Genomic DNA, 14932 nt, shown 5'->3' with positions numbered 1-14932 from the left:
AGCGCTTTCGCAGACGGCCGGCCGCTGACCTCAGCGGCCGGCCGTCTCGCGTGCGGCGTGCTGACCGGTGTCCCGCTGCGTGCGCAGCGCCCGCGGCGTCGTGCCGTAGTCCTCGTCGAGTGCGCGGCGGAGACTCATCGGCGAGTGGAAACCCGCACGCTGCGAGATCTGCTCGATGCTCAGCTGGTCGTGAGCGCTGTCGAGCAGCAGCGAGCGGGCGAGCCGCGCCCGCTGATGGCGGATCTCTCCGGCGACGCTGTTCTCCACCTCGGCGAACACGAGCTGCAGCTGCCGCAGAGAGCACTGCACCTCACGAGCGACCACCGCCGGCGTGAGCCCCGGATCGCCGCACTGCTGGGCGATGACCGCGACCGCCCTGTCGCGCAGCGTGGCCCGCGGAGAGCGCTGAGAGGACTCGGCGCCGACCCTGTCGAGGAGGATGGCGCCGCTCATCTCCACGATCAGATGCTCGATCGCGTACCGCTCGATCGCCGTCGCCTCCTCGTCGGTGGCGAGGATCTGCTCGATGAACGCCTGCATGGCCAGGTCGAGCGGTCGTCGCTCGCCCAGACTCCTCGCGTCGTCCGGCACCCCCGTCACGAACGCGCCGAGAGCCGGCCGCCGGACGTACGCCGCGGTGATGTGCCACGGCCCCTCGCACCGCACGTGATGGGTGACGCCGGGCGGCGCGACCACGAGCCCGCTCTCCACCGGCATCCAGGGTCCGTCCGAGGGCTTCATCGACAGTTCGGCGGTGTCGACGAACGCGAAGACGGAGTGATCGGGGTGGGCGCTGGCGGTGTCGATGGCGAACTCGGTGGAACGGCCCTGCATCGACAGCAGGATCACCGGACCGGGCGTGCGCTCCGTCGCCCGCAGCGGTGCCCGGTCGTCGATCGTGCGGACACCGTGCGAGATCAACTCCTCCGCGCCGATCCGCCGTACCTCGCCTGGACTCACAGCACCCCCCGACGCCGATGACCGTGGGACGGCGCCGACCGTGAGGCCGGTGCTCGCCGAGCTCGTGCCTCCCCGCCGCCGACCGCGAGGGGAGGTGCGCGCTTCGTCAGAGGATACCGAGTCCGCACCAGCGGGCAACAGGGCATCCGCGTCGGTGTCGCGCGGTTCAGCGCGCCGTGTCGCTCCAACTCAGCTGCTCGATGTACCGCAGCAGCACGCCCTCGCGCAGCGCCCACGGCGAGACCTCCAGCTCGTCGAGTCGGAGCGCGGTCATCGCGGCGTGCAGGGAGACGGCCGCGGCCACGATCTGGAACGTCCGGTCCGGAGTGATCCCGGGGAGCTCCTGCCTGGCCGTGGCGGGCAGGCGCGCCAGCCGGGGGATCCAGGAGCCGAGCGAGGCGCGGGGGAGCAGCATCCGCTCGCTTCCCGACCACCCGGGCGCGGGATAGCCCACCAGTCGAGCGAGGGATCGGATGGCCTTGGACGACCCCACGACATGGTCGGGCCGGGGGAGGGCCAGGAACTGCGGCAGCACCGGTGCGAGCGTCTGCTCCGCGTGCGCGCGCAGCCGCTCCACCCCCTCCTCGCCCGGCGGATCGTCCGGCAGGAACTGCACGGTCATGCGCCCAGCGCCCAGCGGGACCGAGGCCGCGGCGTCCGGCAGCTCCTCGGCTCCGGCCGCGATCTCCAGAGAGCCGCCGCCGATGTCCAGGAGCAGGATCTGCCCCGCCGACCAGCCGAACCAGCGGCGCACCGCCAGGAAGGTCAGCTCCGCCTCGGTCTCGCCGTCGAGGACCTGCAGCGGCTGCCCGAGAGCGGCTTCGATGCGCGCGATGACCTCGGCGCCGTTTCGCGCGTCACGGACGGCGCTCGTCGCGGTGGCCAGCAGCGCATCCACGCGCTCGCTCTCGGCCACGCGACGCGCCTGGACGACCGCAGCCTCGAGTGCGACCACGCCCTCCTCCGAGATCGCGCCGTCCGGCGTGAGGTAGCGCATCAGGCGCAGCACCGACCGGTCGCTCGTCGTCGCCAGGGGCCTCCCGCCGGGGCGGACGTCGGCTGCCAGCATGTGGACGGTGTTGGATCCGATGTCGAGAACTCCCAGGCGCACGGGAAGAGACTACTCGCGCCCGGATACGATGTATCCCGTGACCACCGCCGACCCCACGCTGCCGCTGTCGCCGTACCGCGAGATCGGGCGGGCGGAGTGGGCCAGGCTCGCGGCAGGGCTCGATCAGCCGCTGACCGAGACCGAGGTGGTCGAGCTGCGCGGCATCGGCGACCGCCTCGATCTGACCGAGGTGCGCGAGGTGTACCTCCCGCTCAGCCGCCTGCTCAGCCTCTACGCGACCGCGACCAAGCGCCTCGGCGCCGCGACCTCGGCGTTCCTGCAGGAGGACGACACCACCACGCCGTTCGTGGTCGGCGTCGCCGGCTCCGTGGCTGTGGGCAAGTCGACCATCGCCCGCCTGCTGCGCGAGCTCATGAGCCGCTGGCCCGGGACGCCCCGGGTCGAGCTCGTCACCACCGACGGCTTCCTCTACCCCAATGCCGAGCTCGAGCGTCGCGGGATCATGGACCGCAAGGGCTTCCCCGAGTCGTACGACCGGCGCGCGCTGATCGAGTTCCTCACCGAGGTCAAGAGCGGCGCGACCGAGGTGCGTGCGCCGTTCTACTCCCACATGCGCTATGACATCGTCCCCGATGCGAACGTCGTCGTGCGTCGCCCCGACGTCGTGATCGTCGAGGGGCTGAACGTCCTGCAGCCGCCGCCCGCGCCGAACGACGTCGCCGTGAGCGACCTGTTCGACTTCTCGATCTTCGTGGATGCCGAGACCGCCCACATCGAGAAGTGGTACGTCGACCGATTCCTCGCTCTCCGCCAGGCGGCCTTCAGCAACCCGTCGTCGTACTTCAATGTGTTCGCCCACCTGACGGATGAGGAGGCGATCACCACGGCCCTCGGGTACTGGAACGAGATCAACATGCCCAACCTCGTCGAGAACGTGATGCCGACACGGCATCGTGCACGGCTCGTCCTGCGCAAGGGGCCGGACCACGACGTCGAGAGCGTGCTGCTCCGCAAGCTCTGACCGTCCGGCCGGGGTGAATGTACGGACGACTCGCAAAAATCCCGTCTTACTCTTGTTCCCATGTGTGGAATCGTCGGATACGTGGGCCCGCGCCCCAGCCAGGACATCCTTCTCGCGGGGCTCGCCCGCCTCGAATACCGCGGATACGACTCCGCGGGCGTCGCGGTCATCGACGGCGACGGCTCGCTCGGCATGCGGAAGAAAGCCGGAAAGCTCGCCGTGCTGCGCGACTCCCTCGCCGACGCCCCCCTCCCCGACGGCTCCACCGGCATCGGCCACACCCGCTGGGCGACCCACGGCGGCCCCACCGACGTCAACGCGCACCCGCACCTCGCCGACGACGACAAGCTCGCCCTCATCCACAACGGCATCATCGAGAACTTCTCGGCGCTGCGCGAGGAGCTGCTCGCCGACGGCGTCGTGTTCCGCAGCGAGACCGACACCGAGGTCGCCGCGGCCCTGCTCGGTCGCGAGTACGCCGGCAACGGAGGCGACCTCGAGCTCGCGTTCCGCTCGGTCGTGAACCGCCTCGAGGGGGCATTCACCCTGCTCGCCATGCACCAGGACCACCCAGGACTCGTCGTCGGCGCGCGCCGCAACTCCCCGCTCGTGATCGGCCTCGGCGAAGGGGAGAACTTCCTCGGCTCCGACGTCGCCGCCTTCATCGAGCACACCCGCAAGGCGCTCGCGATCGGTCAGGACCAGATCGTCTCGATCACTCCCGACGCGGTCACGGTCGTCGACTTCGCCGGCACGCCGGTCCAGCCCGAGCCGTTCGACGTGTCCTGGGATGCCGCCGCCGCAGAGAAGGGCGGCTGGTCGAGCTTCATGGCCAAGGAGGTCGCCGAGCAGCCCGAGGCCGTCGCCAACACGATCCGCGGACGCATCCAGGACGGCCAGGTGGTCATCCCCGAGCTGGACGGCCTCGATGAGCTGTTCCTCGGCATCAACCGCGTGATCATCACCGCGTGCGGCACCGCGTCGTATGCAGCCCTGGTCGGCAAGTACGCCATCGAGCAGTGGGCGCGTGTCGCGGTGGATGTCGAGCTCGCGCACGAGTTCCGCTACCGCGACCCGGTGATCGGCGCCGACACCCTCGTCGTGTCGATCAGCCAGTCCGGCGAGACCATGGACACGCTCATGGCCGTGAAGTACGCCAGGGAGCGCGGCGCGCGCACCCTCTCGATCTGCAACACCCAGGGCGCGACCATCCCGCGCGAATCGGACGCCGTGGTCTACACGCACGCCGGACCCGAGGTCGCCGTCGCATCGACGAAGGCCTTCTCGGCGCAGATCACCGCGCTGCTGCTGCTCGGCCTCCACATGGGCCGTGTGCGCGGTGCCGTCGCCGATGCGTCGGTCGACGTGGCCGAACTCGCCGCGCTCCCGGAGAAGATCGCGTCGGTGCTCGAGGGTGAGCAAGAGCACGTGACGCAGCTCGCCGGATGGATGGCGGACACCCGGTCCGTGCTGTTCCTCGGCCGTCACGTCGGCTACCCGATCGCGCTCGAGGGTGCGCTCAAGCTCAAGGAGATCTCCTACATCCACGCCGAGGGCTTCGCCGCGGGCGAGCTCAAGCACGGACCGATCGCCCTGATCGAGCCGGGCCAGCCGGTGTTCGTGCTGGTCCCGTCGCCGCGCCACTCCGCACTGGTGCACTCCAAGGTCGTCTCCAACATCCAGGAGATCCGCGCACGCGGTGCCCGCGTGATCGTGATCGCCGAGGTCGGAGACGCCGCCGTGCTGCCGTTCGCCGACGAGGTCATCCACATCCCGCTCGCCGGCGCGATGTTCGAGCCGCTGCTCGCGGTCGTGCCGCTGCAGATCTTCGCGATGGCGCTCGCCACGGCGAAGGGCCTCGACGTCGATCAGCCGCGCAACCTCGCGAAGTCCGTCACGGTCGAGTAACCGCGCTCCGTGCGCGCTCCCCGCGGACGAAGGACGGGCGCGCGCGGGCGGGGGCACGGGCGGGGGAGAAGGGGCCGCGGGTAGGCTGGGCGGGTGATCATCGGCACCGGCATCGACCTCGTGGACATCCCGCGGTTCGAGCGCACGATGGCCAGGACTCCTCGCCTGCGCGAGCGGCTCTTCGCCCCGGCGGAACGCGAGCTGCGTCTTCCCTCGCTCGCGGCACGCTACGCCGCCAAGGAAGCGCTGATCAAGGCGCTGGGCGGCTCCGACGGAGTGCACTGGATCGAGATCGAGATCGCCTCCGAAGCCTCGGGTCGACCGCACTTCGTGCTGTCCGGATCGACGGCCGCGGTCGTCGAAGAGCGCGGGATCCGCACGCTGCACCTGACCCTCACCCACGATGCCGGCCTGGCCGCTGCGTTCGTCGTCGCCGAAGGAGACCCCCTGTGACCGTCCCGTTCCGCGAGGCGACCATCGACCTCGATGCCATCGCCGACAACGTGCGCCACTTCCGTCGGCTCACCGGCGTCGAGGTCATCGCCGTCGTGAAGGCGAACGCCTACGGTCACGGCGCGGCGGCCGCCGCGGTGGCGGCGCTCTCCGGCGGTGCGACGCGACTCGGGGTGGCCGAGATCCCCGAGGCGCTGGAACTGCGCCGCCAGGGCGTGCACGCGCCCATCATGGCCTGGCTGCATGCGCCGGGGGAACGGTTCGAACAGGCGGCAGCGCAGGACATCGAGGTCGGGATCTCCTCCTTCGACCAGCTCGCGGCGGCTGCGGCGGCGGCCTCCGTCGCCCGTCCCGTCGCCGTGCACCTCAAATTCGAGACCGGGCTCTCGCGGAACGGCCTCGCTCCGGAGGACTGGGGTCGTGTGCTGGCCGAGGCCGCGCGACTCGAGCGCATCGGACGTCTCCGCGTCGTCGGCCTGTTCAGCCACCTCTCGAACACCTCCGCCGAGGACGACCGCGCGGCACTGGCGAAGTTCGACGAAGCGGTGGCGACCGCCGCCACGTTCGGAATCCGTCCGGAGATCCGCCACATCGCGGCCACGGCGGCCGCGATCGACCTGCCGGAGATGCGCCTCGACGCCGTCCGGATCGGCATCGGCCTCTACGGACTGTCGCCGTTCGAAGACCGCACCTCGTCCGACCTGGGCCTGCGACCGGCGATGACGCTCCGCGGTGCCGTCGCGGCCGTCCGGAGGGTGCCCGCGGGGACGGGCGTCTCCTACGGCTACGACCACCGCACGGAGCGCGACACGACGCTGGCGCTGGTTCCCCTCGGGTACGCAGACGGGATCCCCCGGAACGCCTCCGGGCGGCTCCCCGTGTCGATCGGCGGGCGGCGGTATGCGAACGTCGGGCGGATCGCGATGGACCAGTTCGTCGTCGACGTCGGCGACGCCCCCGTCTCCATCGGCGACGAGGTGGTGCTGTTCGGGGATCCGACGCTGGGAGTGCCCTCGGCCGCGGACTGGGCGACTGCCGCCGGCACCATCGACTACGAGATCGTCACGCGCATCGGACCGCGCGTGCCGCGGCGGACGTCATGAGCGTCGACCCGGCATTCCTCGGTCGCCGGGAGGTCGCGACCGCGGAGGCGATGGAGCAGCTCGGCTTCCGGATCGGCGAGCAGCTGGAGCCCGGAGACCTGCTCATCCTCACCGGACCCCTCGGCGCGGGGAAGACGACCTTCACCCGGGGCCTCGCGGAAGGACTCGGAGTGCGCGGACCCGTGCAGAGCCCGACGTTCGTGATCGCCCGCACCCACCCGTCCCTGGTCGGCCGCGCGCCGCTGGTGCACGTCGACGCGTACCGGCTCGGCTCCGCGGCGGAGCTGGACGACCTCGACCTCGACCTCGAGCGGTCGGTCGTCGTGATCGAATGGGGGCGCGGCATGGCGGAGGAGCTGGCGGACTCGTGGTGGGACATCGAGCTCGAACGCCCGGTCGGAGTCACGGACGACGACCCGTCTGAACTCGACGCGGACGCCCCCCGGATCGTGACGATCGCGAACGAGCGGATCTCGTGAGCGCCCCCGACCCCCGCCCCCTGGTCGCGGTGATCATCGAGGACGACGCCGGCGTGCGTTCGTTGCTGGAGGAGGTGTTCCTCGCGGCGGGGTTCGAGGTGCACCTCGCCGGCTCCGGCCCGGAGGGGCTTGCGGCGATCACGGCCCACCGCCCGATCATCACGACACTCGACATCAACCTTCCCGGCATCGACGGCTTCGAGGTCGCCCGGCGCATCCGCCGGATCAGCGACACGTTCGTCATCATGCTCTCCGCCCTCGCCGAGGAATCGGATGTGGTCCTCGGTCTCACCTCCGGGGCGGACGAGTACCTCGTCAAGCCGTTCCGCCCGCGGGAGCTGCGAGCCCGCATCGAGGCGCTGCTGCGGCGTCCGCGTCTCCCGGACGCCCGGACCTCCGCGACGGCACGCCCCGCCGCAGAGGTGGAGGCGCCGACGGCGACGGACGGGGCGACCGTGCTGACCTGGCGGGGCAGAGTCCATCGGGACCTCAGTCTCGACCTCGACACGCGCCTGGTGCTGGTCGCGCAGAAGCGGGTCGACCTCACACCCACCGAGTTCGACCTGCTCGCGGCCCTCCTCGAGGCGAAGCAGAGGGTGTGCAGCAAAGCGGAGCTGGCGCGCGGTCTCCGCGGTTCGCCGGCCGGCGCGAACGACTACGTGAGCGAACCGGACAAGCGCGCGATCGAGACGCACATCGCCAATCTGCGCCGCAAGCTCGGAGACCGGTCGGCGCAGCCGCGCTACATCGAGACCGTCCGTGGCGTCGGCTACCGTCTCACGCCGACCGCAGACGAACCGAGCTGACCGGGGCGGGACCGCGGCTCCCCAGCCGCGGCCCCGGTTGCCTGCGAATCCCCACTCGCGGCCCCAGCTTCTGCGAATATCCCCAGTCGCAGTGTCGGCCCCACTCAGAATGCTATGGCGGCGAAGGCCCCCGAAGAGCGCGCGGGCCCGATCTTTGAGTAATCTTGCGGGAATGCTGAGGATCGACCGGAGGGCGGGCGACACATGATCCGCACCGTGTCGATCTGGCGCTGGCAGTTGGTGTTCACGGGCAGCATCGTCGCGATCGTCGTCATGATCACGGCGTTCAAGCCGCAGACCTTCGCCAACCCGCTCGTGGTGGCCGGCATCGCCCTCATCATGGTCACCACGCTGGGCACGCTGGCGGTGCCGTGGCACCGGCTTCCGCGGACCGCTGCGGCCGCGATCCCCCTGCTCGATGCGCTGGCGGTGGGCTTCACCACCAATGCGCCGGATCTTCGTCTCGGCTTCCTCTGGGTGTTCCCCGTCGTGTGGCTGGCGACGTACTTCACCCTGCCCTGGGTGCTCGGCGGGATCGTGTTCATCAGCGGAACGCTCGTCGTGTTCGCGGATCAGAACGGCACACCGGCGGACGTGCTGCTGCGCCTGCTCACCCTGGTGATCACCCTGGGTTTCCTCGGTGTGACCGTGCGGATCGGCGCTCAGCGCTCCCGAGCCGCCCGACGGCTCCTGCAGCGTCGTTCGGAGCAGGTGAACCGCGCCGCGGAACGGGCCGAGACGAACCAGCACCGCGTCACGCAGGTCGTCGACGCCCTCGGGGTGGCGCTGGTCGTGGTCACGGCGGAGGGGCGCATCCTCCAGATGAACGACGCCTACCGCGCTCTGTACGGTCGTGATCGCTTCGGAGCGGCGCTGCCCTCGGCCGCCGTCGAGTACGACGCCAGGAAGGGGACGGCGGTGCCGCTGGAGCAGACGACGCTGTCGCGTGCCGCTCGCGGCGAGAGCCTGCAGTCGGAGCGGGTGTGGCTGTTCGACGGCGAGGGGCGCTGGCGTGCCCTGGAGGTCAGCACGCAGCCTATGGCCAGCGCGCGCGAGGGCGACCGCATCACCCTGGTCGTGATCGATGACGTCACCGCCCTTCTCGAAGCCGAGGAGGAGCGGCGCGCCCTCACCGCGGTCGTCTCCCACGAGCTGCGCAACCCGCTGACGGCGATCATCGGTCACGTGGACCTGCTCCGCGAGCGCGACGACCTGCCGGGGCGGGTGCCGGCGCAGCTCGAGATCATCGCCAACGCGGGGGACCGCATGCAGGACCTCGTCACCAGCATCCTCGACCAGAACGGCGGCGCGGCGCAGGAGCCGTTCGAGCCGGTCGATCTGCGCGAGGTCGTGGAGGCGTCGGCGGCGTCGTACGCCCCGCTCATCTCCGGGAACCGACAGGAGCTCACGGTCGAGGGGGCGGACGGTCTGGTCATCTACGGTGACGCGTTCCGTCTGCGGCAGGTGCTCGACAACCTGCTCAGCAACGCCGTCAAGTACACCCCCGCGGGAGGGCGCATCGAGGTCAGTCTCGGCGCGGCAGCCGACGGGCAGGCCGAGCTCGCGATCTCCGACAACGGGGCGGGAATGGGGCCGGACGACCTGTCGCGCGTGTTCGAGCCGTACTTCCGCACGGAGAGCGCGGTGCGGGCCGGCATCGGAGGCACCGGGCTCGGAATGGGCATCGCCCGAGAGATCGTCGTCGCGCACGAGGGCATCATCGATGTCGCCAGCGAGCTCGGCGTCGGCACCCGCGTGACGCTGCGGTTCCCCCAGCGCCGAGTCAAGGAGGTCCAGGCATGACGCCGCTCGTGCCCGTCAGCGTCGACATCACCACGAGCATGGTGGCGGTGGTCACCGTGCTCACCGCCCTCGTCGTCGGACTCGGCACCCTGGCGAGGCCGAGCAGGGCCACCGTGATCTGGGGCGCCGCCTTCGGACTCGGCGTGCTGGGGGCCTACCTGTGGCTGGCCGGCCAGCAGACGCAGGAGCAGATGCTGCGGTCGATCGCGTCGGCGCTCATGCTCTGCTTCGAGCCTCTGGTCTGGGTGGGGCTGCGCCTGCACTTCGGTCGCCGGGCGTCCTGGTGGCCGGTCGTCGCGTTCCTGGTGGCCGTGCCCGCGCTCCTGGCGGCCACGTCGGACACCCGCTGGTATCTGCCGTCCTTCCACCTCGCCTTCCTCGCCAGCTCCGCGTTCGCCGGCCTCGTCGCGTACGAGCTGCTGCGCGACCGGCCCACCGTCCGCGACATCGTGCTGCCGCTGGCGCTCGCCTCCTCGGGCTTCGTGGTGGTGGCGATCGTGAGCGCCGCGTCCGCGCTCGTCTCCGGTCGGATCGGGTCCGACGAACAGCTCAGCGCCCTCCGGGGCATGAACGCGGTCGGGACGCTCGTGGTGAGCACGTGCGCGGCGTTCACGCTCGTGCTGCTGGTGCGGACGGAGGCGCGAGCGGCCGGCCCGGCTCACGACGACGCGGCTGAACGGGCTCGTCGACGGCTCCGCAAGGCCGAGGCGCAGCACGATCAGGCGTGGTCCGTGCTGGACATCCGGCTCGACGACCCCGTCGACCTCCGGGAGGCGTCCACCGGGGCGGCGTTCGCGCGCCTCGTCGACCGGTTCCACGACGACATCGAGGAGGCGCTTCCGGCATCGGCGGATGCGGAGCGGGTCGAGGACGGTCGTGCGATCGTCCTGCTCCGCGGCGGTGACGAGTCGGTGCGGCACCACCTGCGCGCGATCCTCGGTCGGATCGCCGTGATGGAGCGGGATGAGACGATCACCGGGATCCGATCGTCCGCGAGCATCGGGTGGGCCACCGCATCGGTCGTCGGCTACGACTACGACGCGCTCGTCGCGGCCGCCGCGCAGGCGTGCGCCCGTGCACGTGCAGCCGGCGGCGACCAGTGGAAGCGCGCCACGTCGATGGACCTGTCCGGGGTCTGACGGCGTCTCTGACGGCGCGGGGTCAGGACGTGCGGGACTCCCGGCCGCGGGCGAGCGCTGCAGCGATGGCGCTCTCCGCGCCGGCATCGGTCTCGGCGGCGGCGGAGACGTTCTCGGCGACGACGGCCTCGACGATCTCCGTGCGCTGGATGCGCGTCTCTCGGGGTGCTTTGACGCCGATCCGCACGCTGTCGCCCTTGATCTCGAGCAGCGTGACCTCGATGTCGCCGTCGATGCGCACGCTCTCACCGATTCGCCTCGTCAACACCAGCATTCGTTCAGCCTAGTGCCGCAGGGACCGCGCCGACCGCGGTCGACGGTGCGTCGCGGACGACGCCGACGGTCTCGATCGTGAGTGCGGCGGCGGTCGCCTCGGTGTAGGAGAGCACCGGCAGGCCGTCGGTCTGCGCCGAGACCAGACGTCGAACCGCCGGGCGCAGCGAAGGCGCACACACCAGCACCGGCTCCCCGCCGTCCCGCACCGCGGAGACCGCCTGCTTGACGGACTCCACGACCGCTTCCATGCGCTGCGGGTCGAAGACGATCTGCGTGCCGTCGTCTCCGGGGCGCAGGCTCTCGAGCATCGCCTGCTCCAGCAGCGGATTGATCATGACCACGCGCAGCGTCCCGCCGTCGGCGAATCGCGCGGCGATCGCCGGCCCGAGTGCGGCCCTGGCCGCCTCGATCAGTCCCTCGGGGTCCGTGGAGGTCCTGGCGCGCAGGGCCAGCGCCTCGTAGATCCGGCTCAGGTCGTTGATCGGGACGCGCTCGGCGAGCAGGCCCTGCAGCACGCGCTGGATCTCGGCGAGCGACAGCAGGGCAGGAGTGAGCTCCTCGACCGCCGCCGGAGAGGCCTGCTTGAGCGCATCCGTGAGCTGGCGCACATCCTCGCGGCTGAGCAGGCGGGCGGCGTGGGCGTGGATCACGCTGCTCAGATGCGTGATGATCACGCTGGCCCGATCGATCACCGTGGCTCCGGCGAACTCCGCGCTGTGGCGCATCTCCATCGGGATCCACTTGCCCTCGAGGCCGAACACGGGATCGAGCGTGGCGGTGCCGGGAAGCGCGTCCAGCCCCTGCCCGAGCGCGAGCACCGACCCCACGGGCGCCGTGCCCCTGCCGGTCTCCACGCCGGCGATGCGGATGACGTACGCGGACTGGGCGAGCTCGATGCTGTCGCGGGTCCGCACGGGCGGGGTGATCAGACCCAGGTCCAGGGCGATCCGGCGCCGCAGCGCCTTGACCCGGGCCAGCAGGTCGTCCGGTCCGCCCGTGACGAGGTCGACGATATCGGGCGCGAGCAGGATCTCCAGCGGGTGCACGCGCATCTTCTCGATCAGCTCCTCCGGCTGATCGGCCGGCACCGGATCCGCGGTCCTCGCCGCTGTCGCCTCCTCGCGCTTCTGCGTGGCCTTGATGCGCTGGGCGATCAGGAGCAGCACCGCGCCGATGGCCACGAACGGCAGCATCGGCATGTGCGGGATCAGCGACATGACGATGGCAGCGCACCCGGCGATGATGAGCGCGTTGCGGGATTGGCCGAGCTGCGCCGAGGCTGCCGTCCCCATCTCCGCCTCGGCGGTGGAACGGGTCACGATCATGCCGGTGGACACGGCCATCAGCAGAGCGGGGATCTGCGTGACCAGCCCGTCGCCGATGGTGAGGAGGCTGTAGGTGCTGACGGCCTCGTCGATCGACATCCCGTGCTGGACGAGACCGATCGCGATGCCGCCGACGAGGTTGATGATGATGATCACGAGTCCGGCGATCGCGTCGCCCTTGACGAACTTGGAGGCGCCGTCCATCGCGCCGTAGAAGTCGGCCTCGGCGGCGACCTCCGCGCGCCGCTCGCGGGCCTCCGCATCGGTGATGAGTCCGGCGTTGAGGTCGGCGTCGATCGCCATCTGCTTGCCCGGCATGGCGTCGAGGGTGAACCGGGCGCCCACCTCGGCGACGCGCTCCGCACCCTTCGTCACGACCACGAACTGGATCACGACGAGGATCAGGAAGACGACGGCGCCGATGATGAGGGATCCGCCCACCGCGATCGCGCCGAACGCCTCGATGACCTGCCCGGCATACGCCTCCCCGAGCACGAGGCGGGTGGAGGCGACGTTGAGGCCGAGTCGGAACAGCGTGGCCACCAGCAGCAGCGAGGGGAACACCGAGAAGTCCAGCGGCTTCTTCACGAACATCGACGTGAGCAGGATCACCAGCGCGAACATGATGTTCAGGATGATGAGGATGTCGAGCAGGAACGGCGGCACCGGGACGACGAGCAGCATGATGATGCCGACGACCCCGATGGGCACCATGAGCTTGACGAACAGCTGTCTCATGCGGTCCTCCGGTAGGGAAGGGAGTGGATGCCGCGCGCGGCGCCGCGCCGACGCAGCGCGTCGACGAACACCAGCACCCGCGCGACGGCGTTGTACAGGTCTTCGGGGATCTCCTGCCCCAGCTCGCACGCGGCGTGCAGGGCGCGGGCGAGGGTGATCTCGCGCACCATCGGGACACCGGCGCGCGCCGCCTCGTCGCGGATGCGCTCGGCGATCACGCCGCTGCCCTTGGCGACGACCTTCGGCGCGGAGCGACCGGCCTCGTACCGCAGCGCGACGGCGACGTGCGTCGGGTTGACGAGGACGACATCGGAGCCGGCGACCGCGGCGATCATCCGGTTGCGGCTGACGGCGAGCTGACGCGAGCGCCGCTGCTGGCGGATGAGCGGGTCGCCCTCGGAGTTCTTGTTCTCGTCGCGGATCTCGCGCTTGGTCATGCGGGTGTGCTTGCGGTTGCGCCGCATGACCACGAACATGTCGATCGCGGCGAGACCGAGTCCGACGGCGATCGCGGTCTGGAGCAGGGCGGTCGTGCCCTCGGTCGCGGTGCCGAGCAGTCGCGTGATCGAGTGCGCACCGCTCGCGGTGAGCACGGGCATCAGACCGGCGATGACCAGCCACAGCGCGATCCCGATCGCCGCGGTCTTGAGCAGCGCCTTCGCGCCCTCCCACAGCGCCTGCATCCCGAACACGCGGCGCAGCCCCGTGACGATGTTGAACTGCTCGAAACGGCCGCTCAGCTTGCGCAGGTGCACCCCGCCCTGGATCACCGCGCCGATCAGGGTGACGGCGGCCACGGCCGCCAGCATCACTGCGAGCGTCGGGAGGACGGAACCGAGGCCGAGCGCGAGGGCGCCGAGCGCGGCCTGCGGGGTGGGCGCCAGGGTCAAGGACGTGAGCGTCAGCAGCTGCTCCGTGCCGGCGGAGGCACCCAGGGCGATGGCCGCCGGTGTCGTGATGGCCGCGGCGCCGATGCCGAGCCAGGCGGTCAGATCCTGGCTGCGTGCGATGCGTCCCTTCTGCCTGGCCTCCCGCAGGTGCTTGTCCGTCGCCTTCTCGCTGCGCTCGCCGCTGTCGGTGCCGCTCACGGTGTCACCCCCTGCATCATCCGCAGCGCCTGCGAGGCGAGGGAGTCGACGATGCCGGGCAGCACGGCGTACACCGCGCCGGCCAGCAGCAGCGTCAGGAGGATCTTCACGGGGAAGCCCATCGCGAACGCATTCAGCGCGGGGGCCACGCGGGTGATGAGTCCGAGGCCGACGTCGGCGAGGAACAGGACGAGAACGAGGGGACCGGCGATCTGCACGGCCGCGAGCACCATCTGCGACACCCCGTCGACGAGCAGCTCGGCGGGACCGGCGACGGCGAACACCCCGTCGACGGGGACGGCCTCGAAGCTCCGCGCCAGCCCGGCCAGGATCAGCTGATACCCGCCGGAGGCGAACAGGAGCGTGAGCGCCGTCAGGTGGAACAGGCGCGTGAACTGCGCGCCGTTGACGAGCGAGTGCGGATCGAAGGCCTGAGCGAGCTGGAACCCGCCGAAGACGTCGATCAGGCTGCCGGCGGCCTGGAGCGCGGAGAAGCACAGCAGCACGAGGAAGCCCAGCAGGGCGCCCGTGATCAGCTGCAGCACGAGCGCTCCGAGGAACGGACCCGTGTCGAGGTTCTCGTACCCGGGGGAGACGGCGGTGCCGACCGCGAGGGAGAGGCCGATCGCGAGCGTCGCCTTCACCCTCGCCGGGATGGCCCCGTACGAGAAGGGCGGGGCGATCATGATGAACGCCGTGATGCGGACCGCGGCGAGCATGGTCGCCTCCAGCCACGCGAAGTCGATGGGGATGTACACGGG

General features: G+C 70.9%; 14 protein-coding genes. 8 read left to right on the top strand and 6 right to left on the bottom strand.

Annotated elements, in window-relative coordinates:
* Window positions 1-30 precede the first annotated feature (30 nt).
* Together F6A08_RS14505 and F6A08_RS14500 are read right to left on the bottom strand one after the other, a co-directional pair.
* Window positions 31-960: a helix-turn-helix domain-containing protein gene (locus F6A08_RS14505; RefSeq protein ID WP_151459826.1), complete on the bottom strand. Its 930-nt coding sequence runs from the start codon at window positions 958-960 to the stop codon at window positions 31-33.
* A 166-nt stretch (window positions 961-1126) separates the two neighbouring features.
* Window positions 1127-2071: a Ppx/GppA phosphatase family protein gene (locus tag F6A08_RS14500; RefSeq protein ID WP_124894950.1), complete on the bottom strand. Its 945-nt coding sequence runs from the start codon at window positions 2069-2071 to the stop codon at window positions 1127-1129.
* A gap of 28 nt (window positions 2072-2099) precedes the next feature.
* On the opposite strand from F6A08_RS14500, the gene coaA reads away from it, so the two are divergent.
* From coaA to F6A08_RS14460, 8 genes are all read left to right on the top strand, one after another.
* Window positions 2100-3053, top strand: a complete 954-nt coding sequence (coaA, locus tag F6A08_RS14495; RefSeq protein WP_017203697.1) for a type I pantothenate kinase — start codon at window positions 2100-2102, stop codon at window positions 3051-3053.
* Window positions 3054-3113: 60 nt separating this feature from the next.
* A complete protein-coding gene (gene glmS / locus F6A08_RS14490) occupies window positions 3114-4961 on the top strand; it encodes a glutamine--fructose-6-phosphate transaminase (isomerizing) (protein ID WP_026049914.1) in 1848 nt (615 codons plus the stop codon).
* Between the two features lie 93 nt (window positions 4962-5054).
* Window positions 5055-5414 carry a holo-ACP synthase gene (locus tag F6A08_RS14485; RefSeq protein WP_017203695.1) on the top strand — a complete coding sequence of 120 codons (360 nt, stop codon included), beginning with the start codon at window positions 5055-5057 and terminating at the stop codon, window positions 5412-5414.
* Window positions 5411-6517 carry an alanine racemase gene (alr, locus tag F6A08_RS14480; RefSeq protein ID WP_151459825.1) on the top strand — a complete coding sequence of 369 codons (1107 nt, stop codon included), beginning with the start codon at window positions 5411-5413 and terminating at the stop codon, window positions 6515-6517. The genes F6A08_RS14485 and alr overlap by 4 nt, the downstream gene beginning before the upstream one ends.
* On the top strand, window positions 6514-6996 hold the full coding sequence (tsaE, locus tag F6A08_RS14475; protein ID WP_124894951.1) for a tRNA (adenosine(37)-N6)-threonylcarbamoyltransferase complex ATPase subunit type 1 TsaE: 483 nt from the start codon (window positions 6514-6516) through the stop codon (window positions 6994-6996). Before alr ends, tsaE begins: the two co-directional genes overlap by 4 nt.
* Entirely contained in the window at window positions 6993-7802 is an 810-nt protein-coding gene (locus tag F6A08_RS14470; RefSeq protein WP_017203692.1) for a response regulator transcription factor, read from the top strand. Before tsaE ends, F6A08_RS14470 begins: the two co-directional genes overlap by 4 nt.
* Before the next feature lie 204 nt (window positions 7803-8006).
* Window positions 8007-9605: a sensor histidine kinase gene (locus F6A08_RS14465; protein WP_151459824.1), complete on the top strand. Its 1599-nt coding sequence runs from the start codon at window positions 8007-8009 to the stop codon at window positions 9603-9605.
* Complete coding sequence (locus F6A08_RS14460; RefSeq protein WP_151459823.1) at window positions 9602-10744, top strand: hypothetical protein; 1143 nt, start codon at window positions 9602-9604, stop codon at window positions 10742-10744. The genes F6A08_RS14465 and F6A08_RS14460 overlap by 4 nt, the downstream gene beginning before the upstream one ends.
* A 22-nt stretch (window positions 10745-10766) precedes the next feature.
* On the opposite strand, the gene csrA is transcribed toward F6A08_RS14460, so the two are convergent.
* From csrA to F6A08_RS14440, 4 genes are read right to left on the bottom strand one after another with little or no spacing between them, the layout of a single operon-like run.
* Window positions 10767-11018: a carbon storage regulator CsrA gene (csrA, locus tag F6A08_RS17870; protein ID WP_151459822.1), complete on the bottom strand. Its 252-nt coding sequence runs from the start codon at window positions 11016-11018 to the stop codon at window positions 10767-10769.
* A gap of 4 nt (window positions 11019-11022) precedes the next feature.
* Window positions 11023-13083: a flagellar biosynthesis protein FlhA gene (locus tag F6A08_RS14450; RefSeq protein ID WP_151459821.1), complete on the bottom strand. Its 2061-nt coding sequence runs from the start codon at window positions 13081-13083 to the stop codon at window positions 11023-11025.
* The gene (locus tag F6A08_RS14445) at window positions 13080-14171 is read right to left on the bottom strand and encodes an EscU/YscU/HrcU family type III secretion system export apparatus switch protein (RefSeq protein ID WP_124894956.1); all 1092 of its coding nucleotides are present in this window, start codon (window positions 14169-14171) and stop codon (window positions 13080-13082) included. The genes F6A08_RS14450 and F6A08_RS14445 overlap by 4 nt, the downstream gene beginning before the upstream one ends.
* Window positions 14168-14929, bottom strand: coding sequence for a flagellar biosynthetic protein FliR (locus tag F6A08_RS14440; protein ID WP_017203686.1), 762 nt, complete (start codon window positions 14927-14929; stop codon window positions 14168-14170). Before F6A08_RS14440 ends, F6A08_RS14445 begins: the two co-directional genes overlap by 4 nt.
* Between the last annotated feature and the right edge of the window lie 3 nt (window positions 14930-14932).

The sequence above is a fragment of the Microbacterium algeriense genome (genome assembly GCF_008868005.1).
In the GTDB taxonomy this organism is placed as follows: domain Bacteria; phylum Actinomycetota; class Actinomycetes; order Actinomycetales; family Microbacteriaceae; genus Microbacterium; species Microbacterium algeriense.
The sequence above is the reverse complement of the archived record's forward strand: the minus strand, read 5'-3'. Positions and strand labels throughout refer to the sequence as shown.

Excerpts from the sequence above, each read along its gene's own strand:
- tsaE (WP_124894951.1), top strand. The coding sequence starts at position 6,514 with ATGAGCGTCGACCCGGCATTCCTCGGTCGCCGGGAGGTCGCGACCGCG.
- csrA (WP_151459822.1), bottom strand. The coding sequence starts at position 11,018 with ATGCTGGTGTTGACGAGGCGAATCGGTGAGAGCGTGCGCATCGACGGC.
- coaA (WP_017203697.1), top strand. The coding sequence starts at position 2,100 with ATGTATCCCGTGACCACCGCCGACCCCACGCTGCCGCTGTCGCCGTAC.
- F6A08_RS14465 (WP_151459824.1), top strand. The coding sequence starts at position 8,007 with ATGATCCGCACCGTGTCGATCTGGCGCTGGCAGTTGGTGTTCACGGGC.
- glmS (WP_026049914.1), top strand. The coding sequence starts at position 3,114 with ATGTGTGGAATCGTCGGATACGTGGGCCCGCGCCCCAGCCAGGACATC.
- F6A08_RS14460 (WP_151459823.1), top strand. The coding sequence starts at position 9,602 with ATGACGCCGCTCGTGCCCGTCAGCGTCGACATCACCACGAGCATGGTG.
- F6A08_RS14450 (WP_151459821.1), bottom strand. The coding sequence starts at position 13,083 with ATGAGACAGCTGTTCGTCAAGCTCATGGTGCCCATCGGGGTCGTCGGC.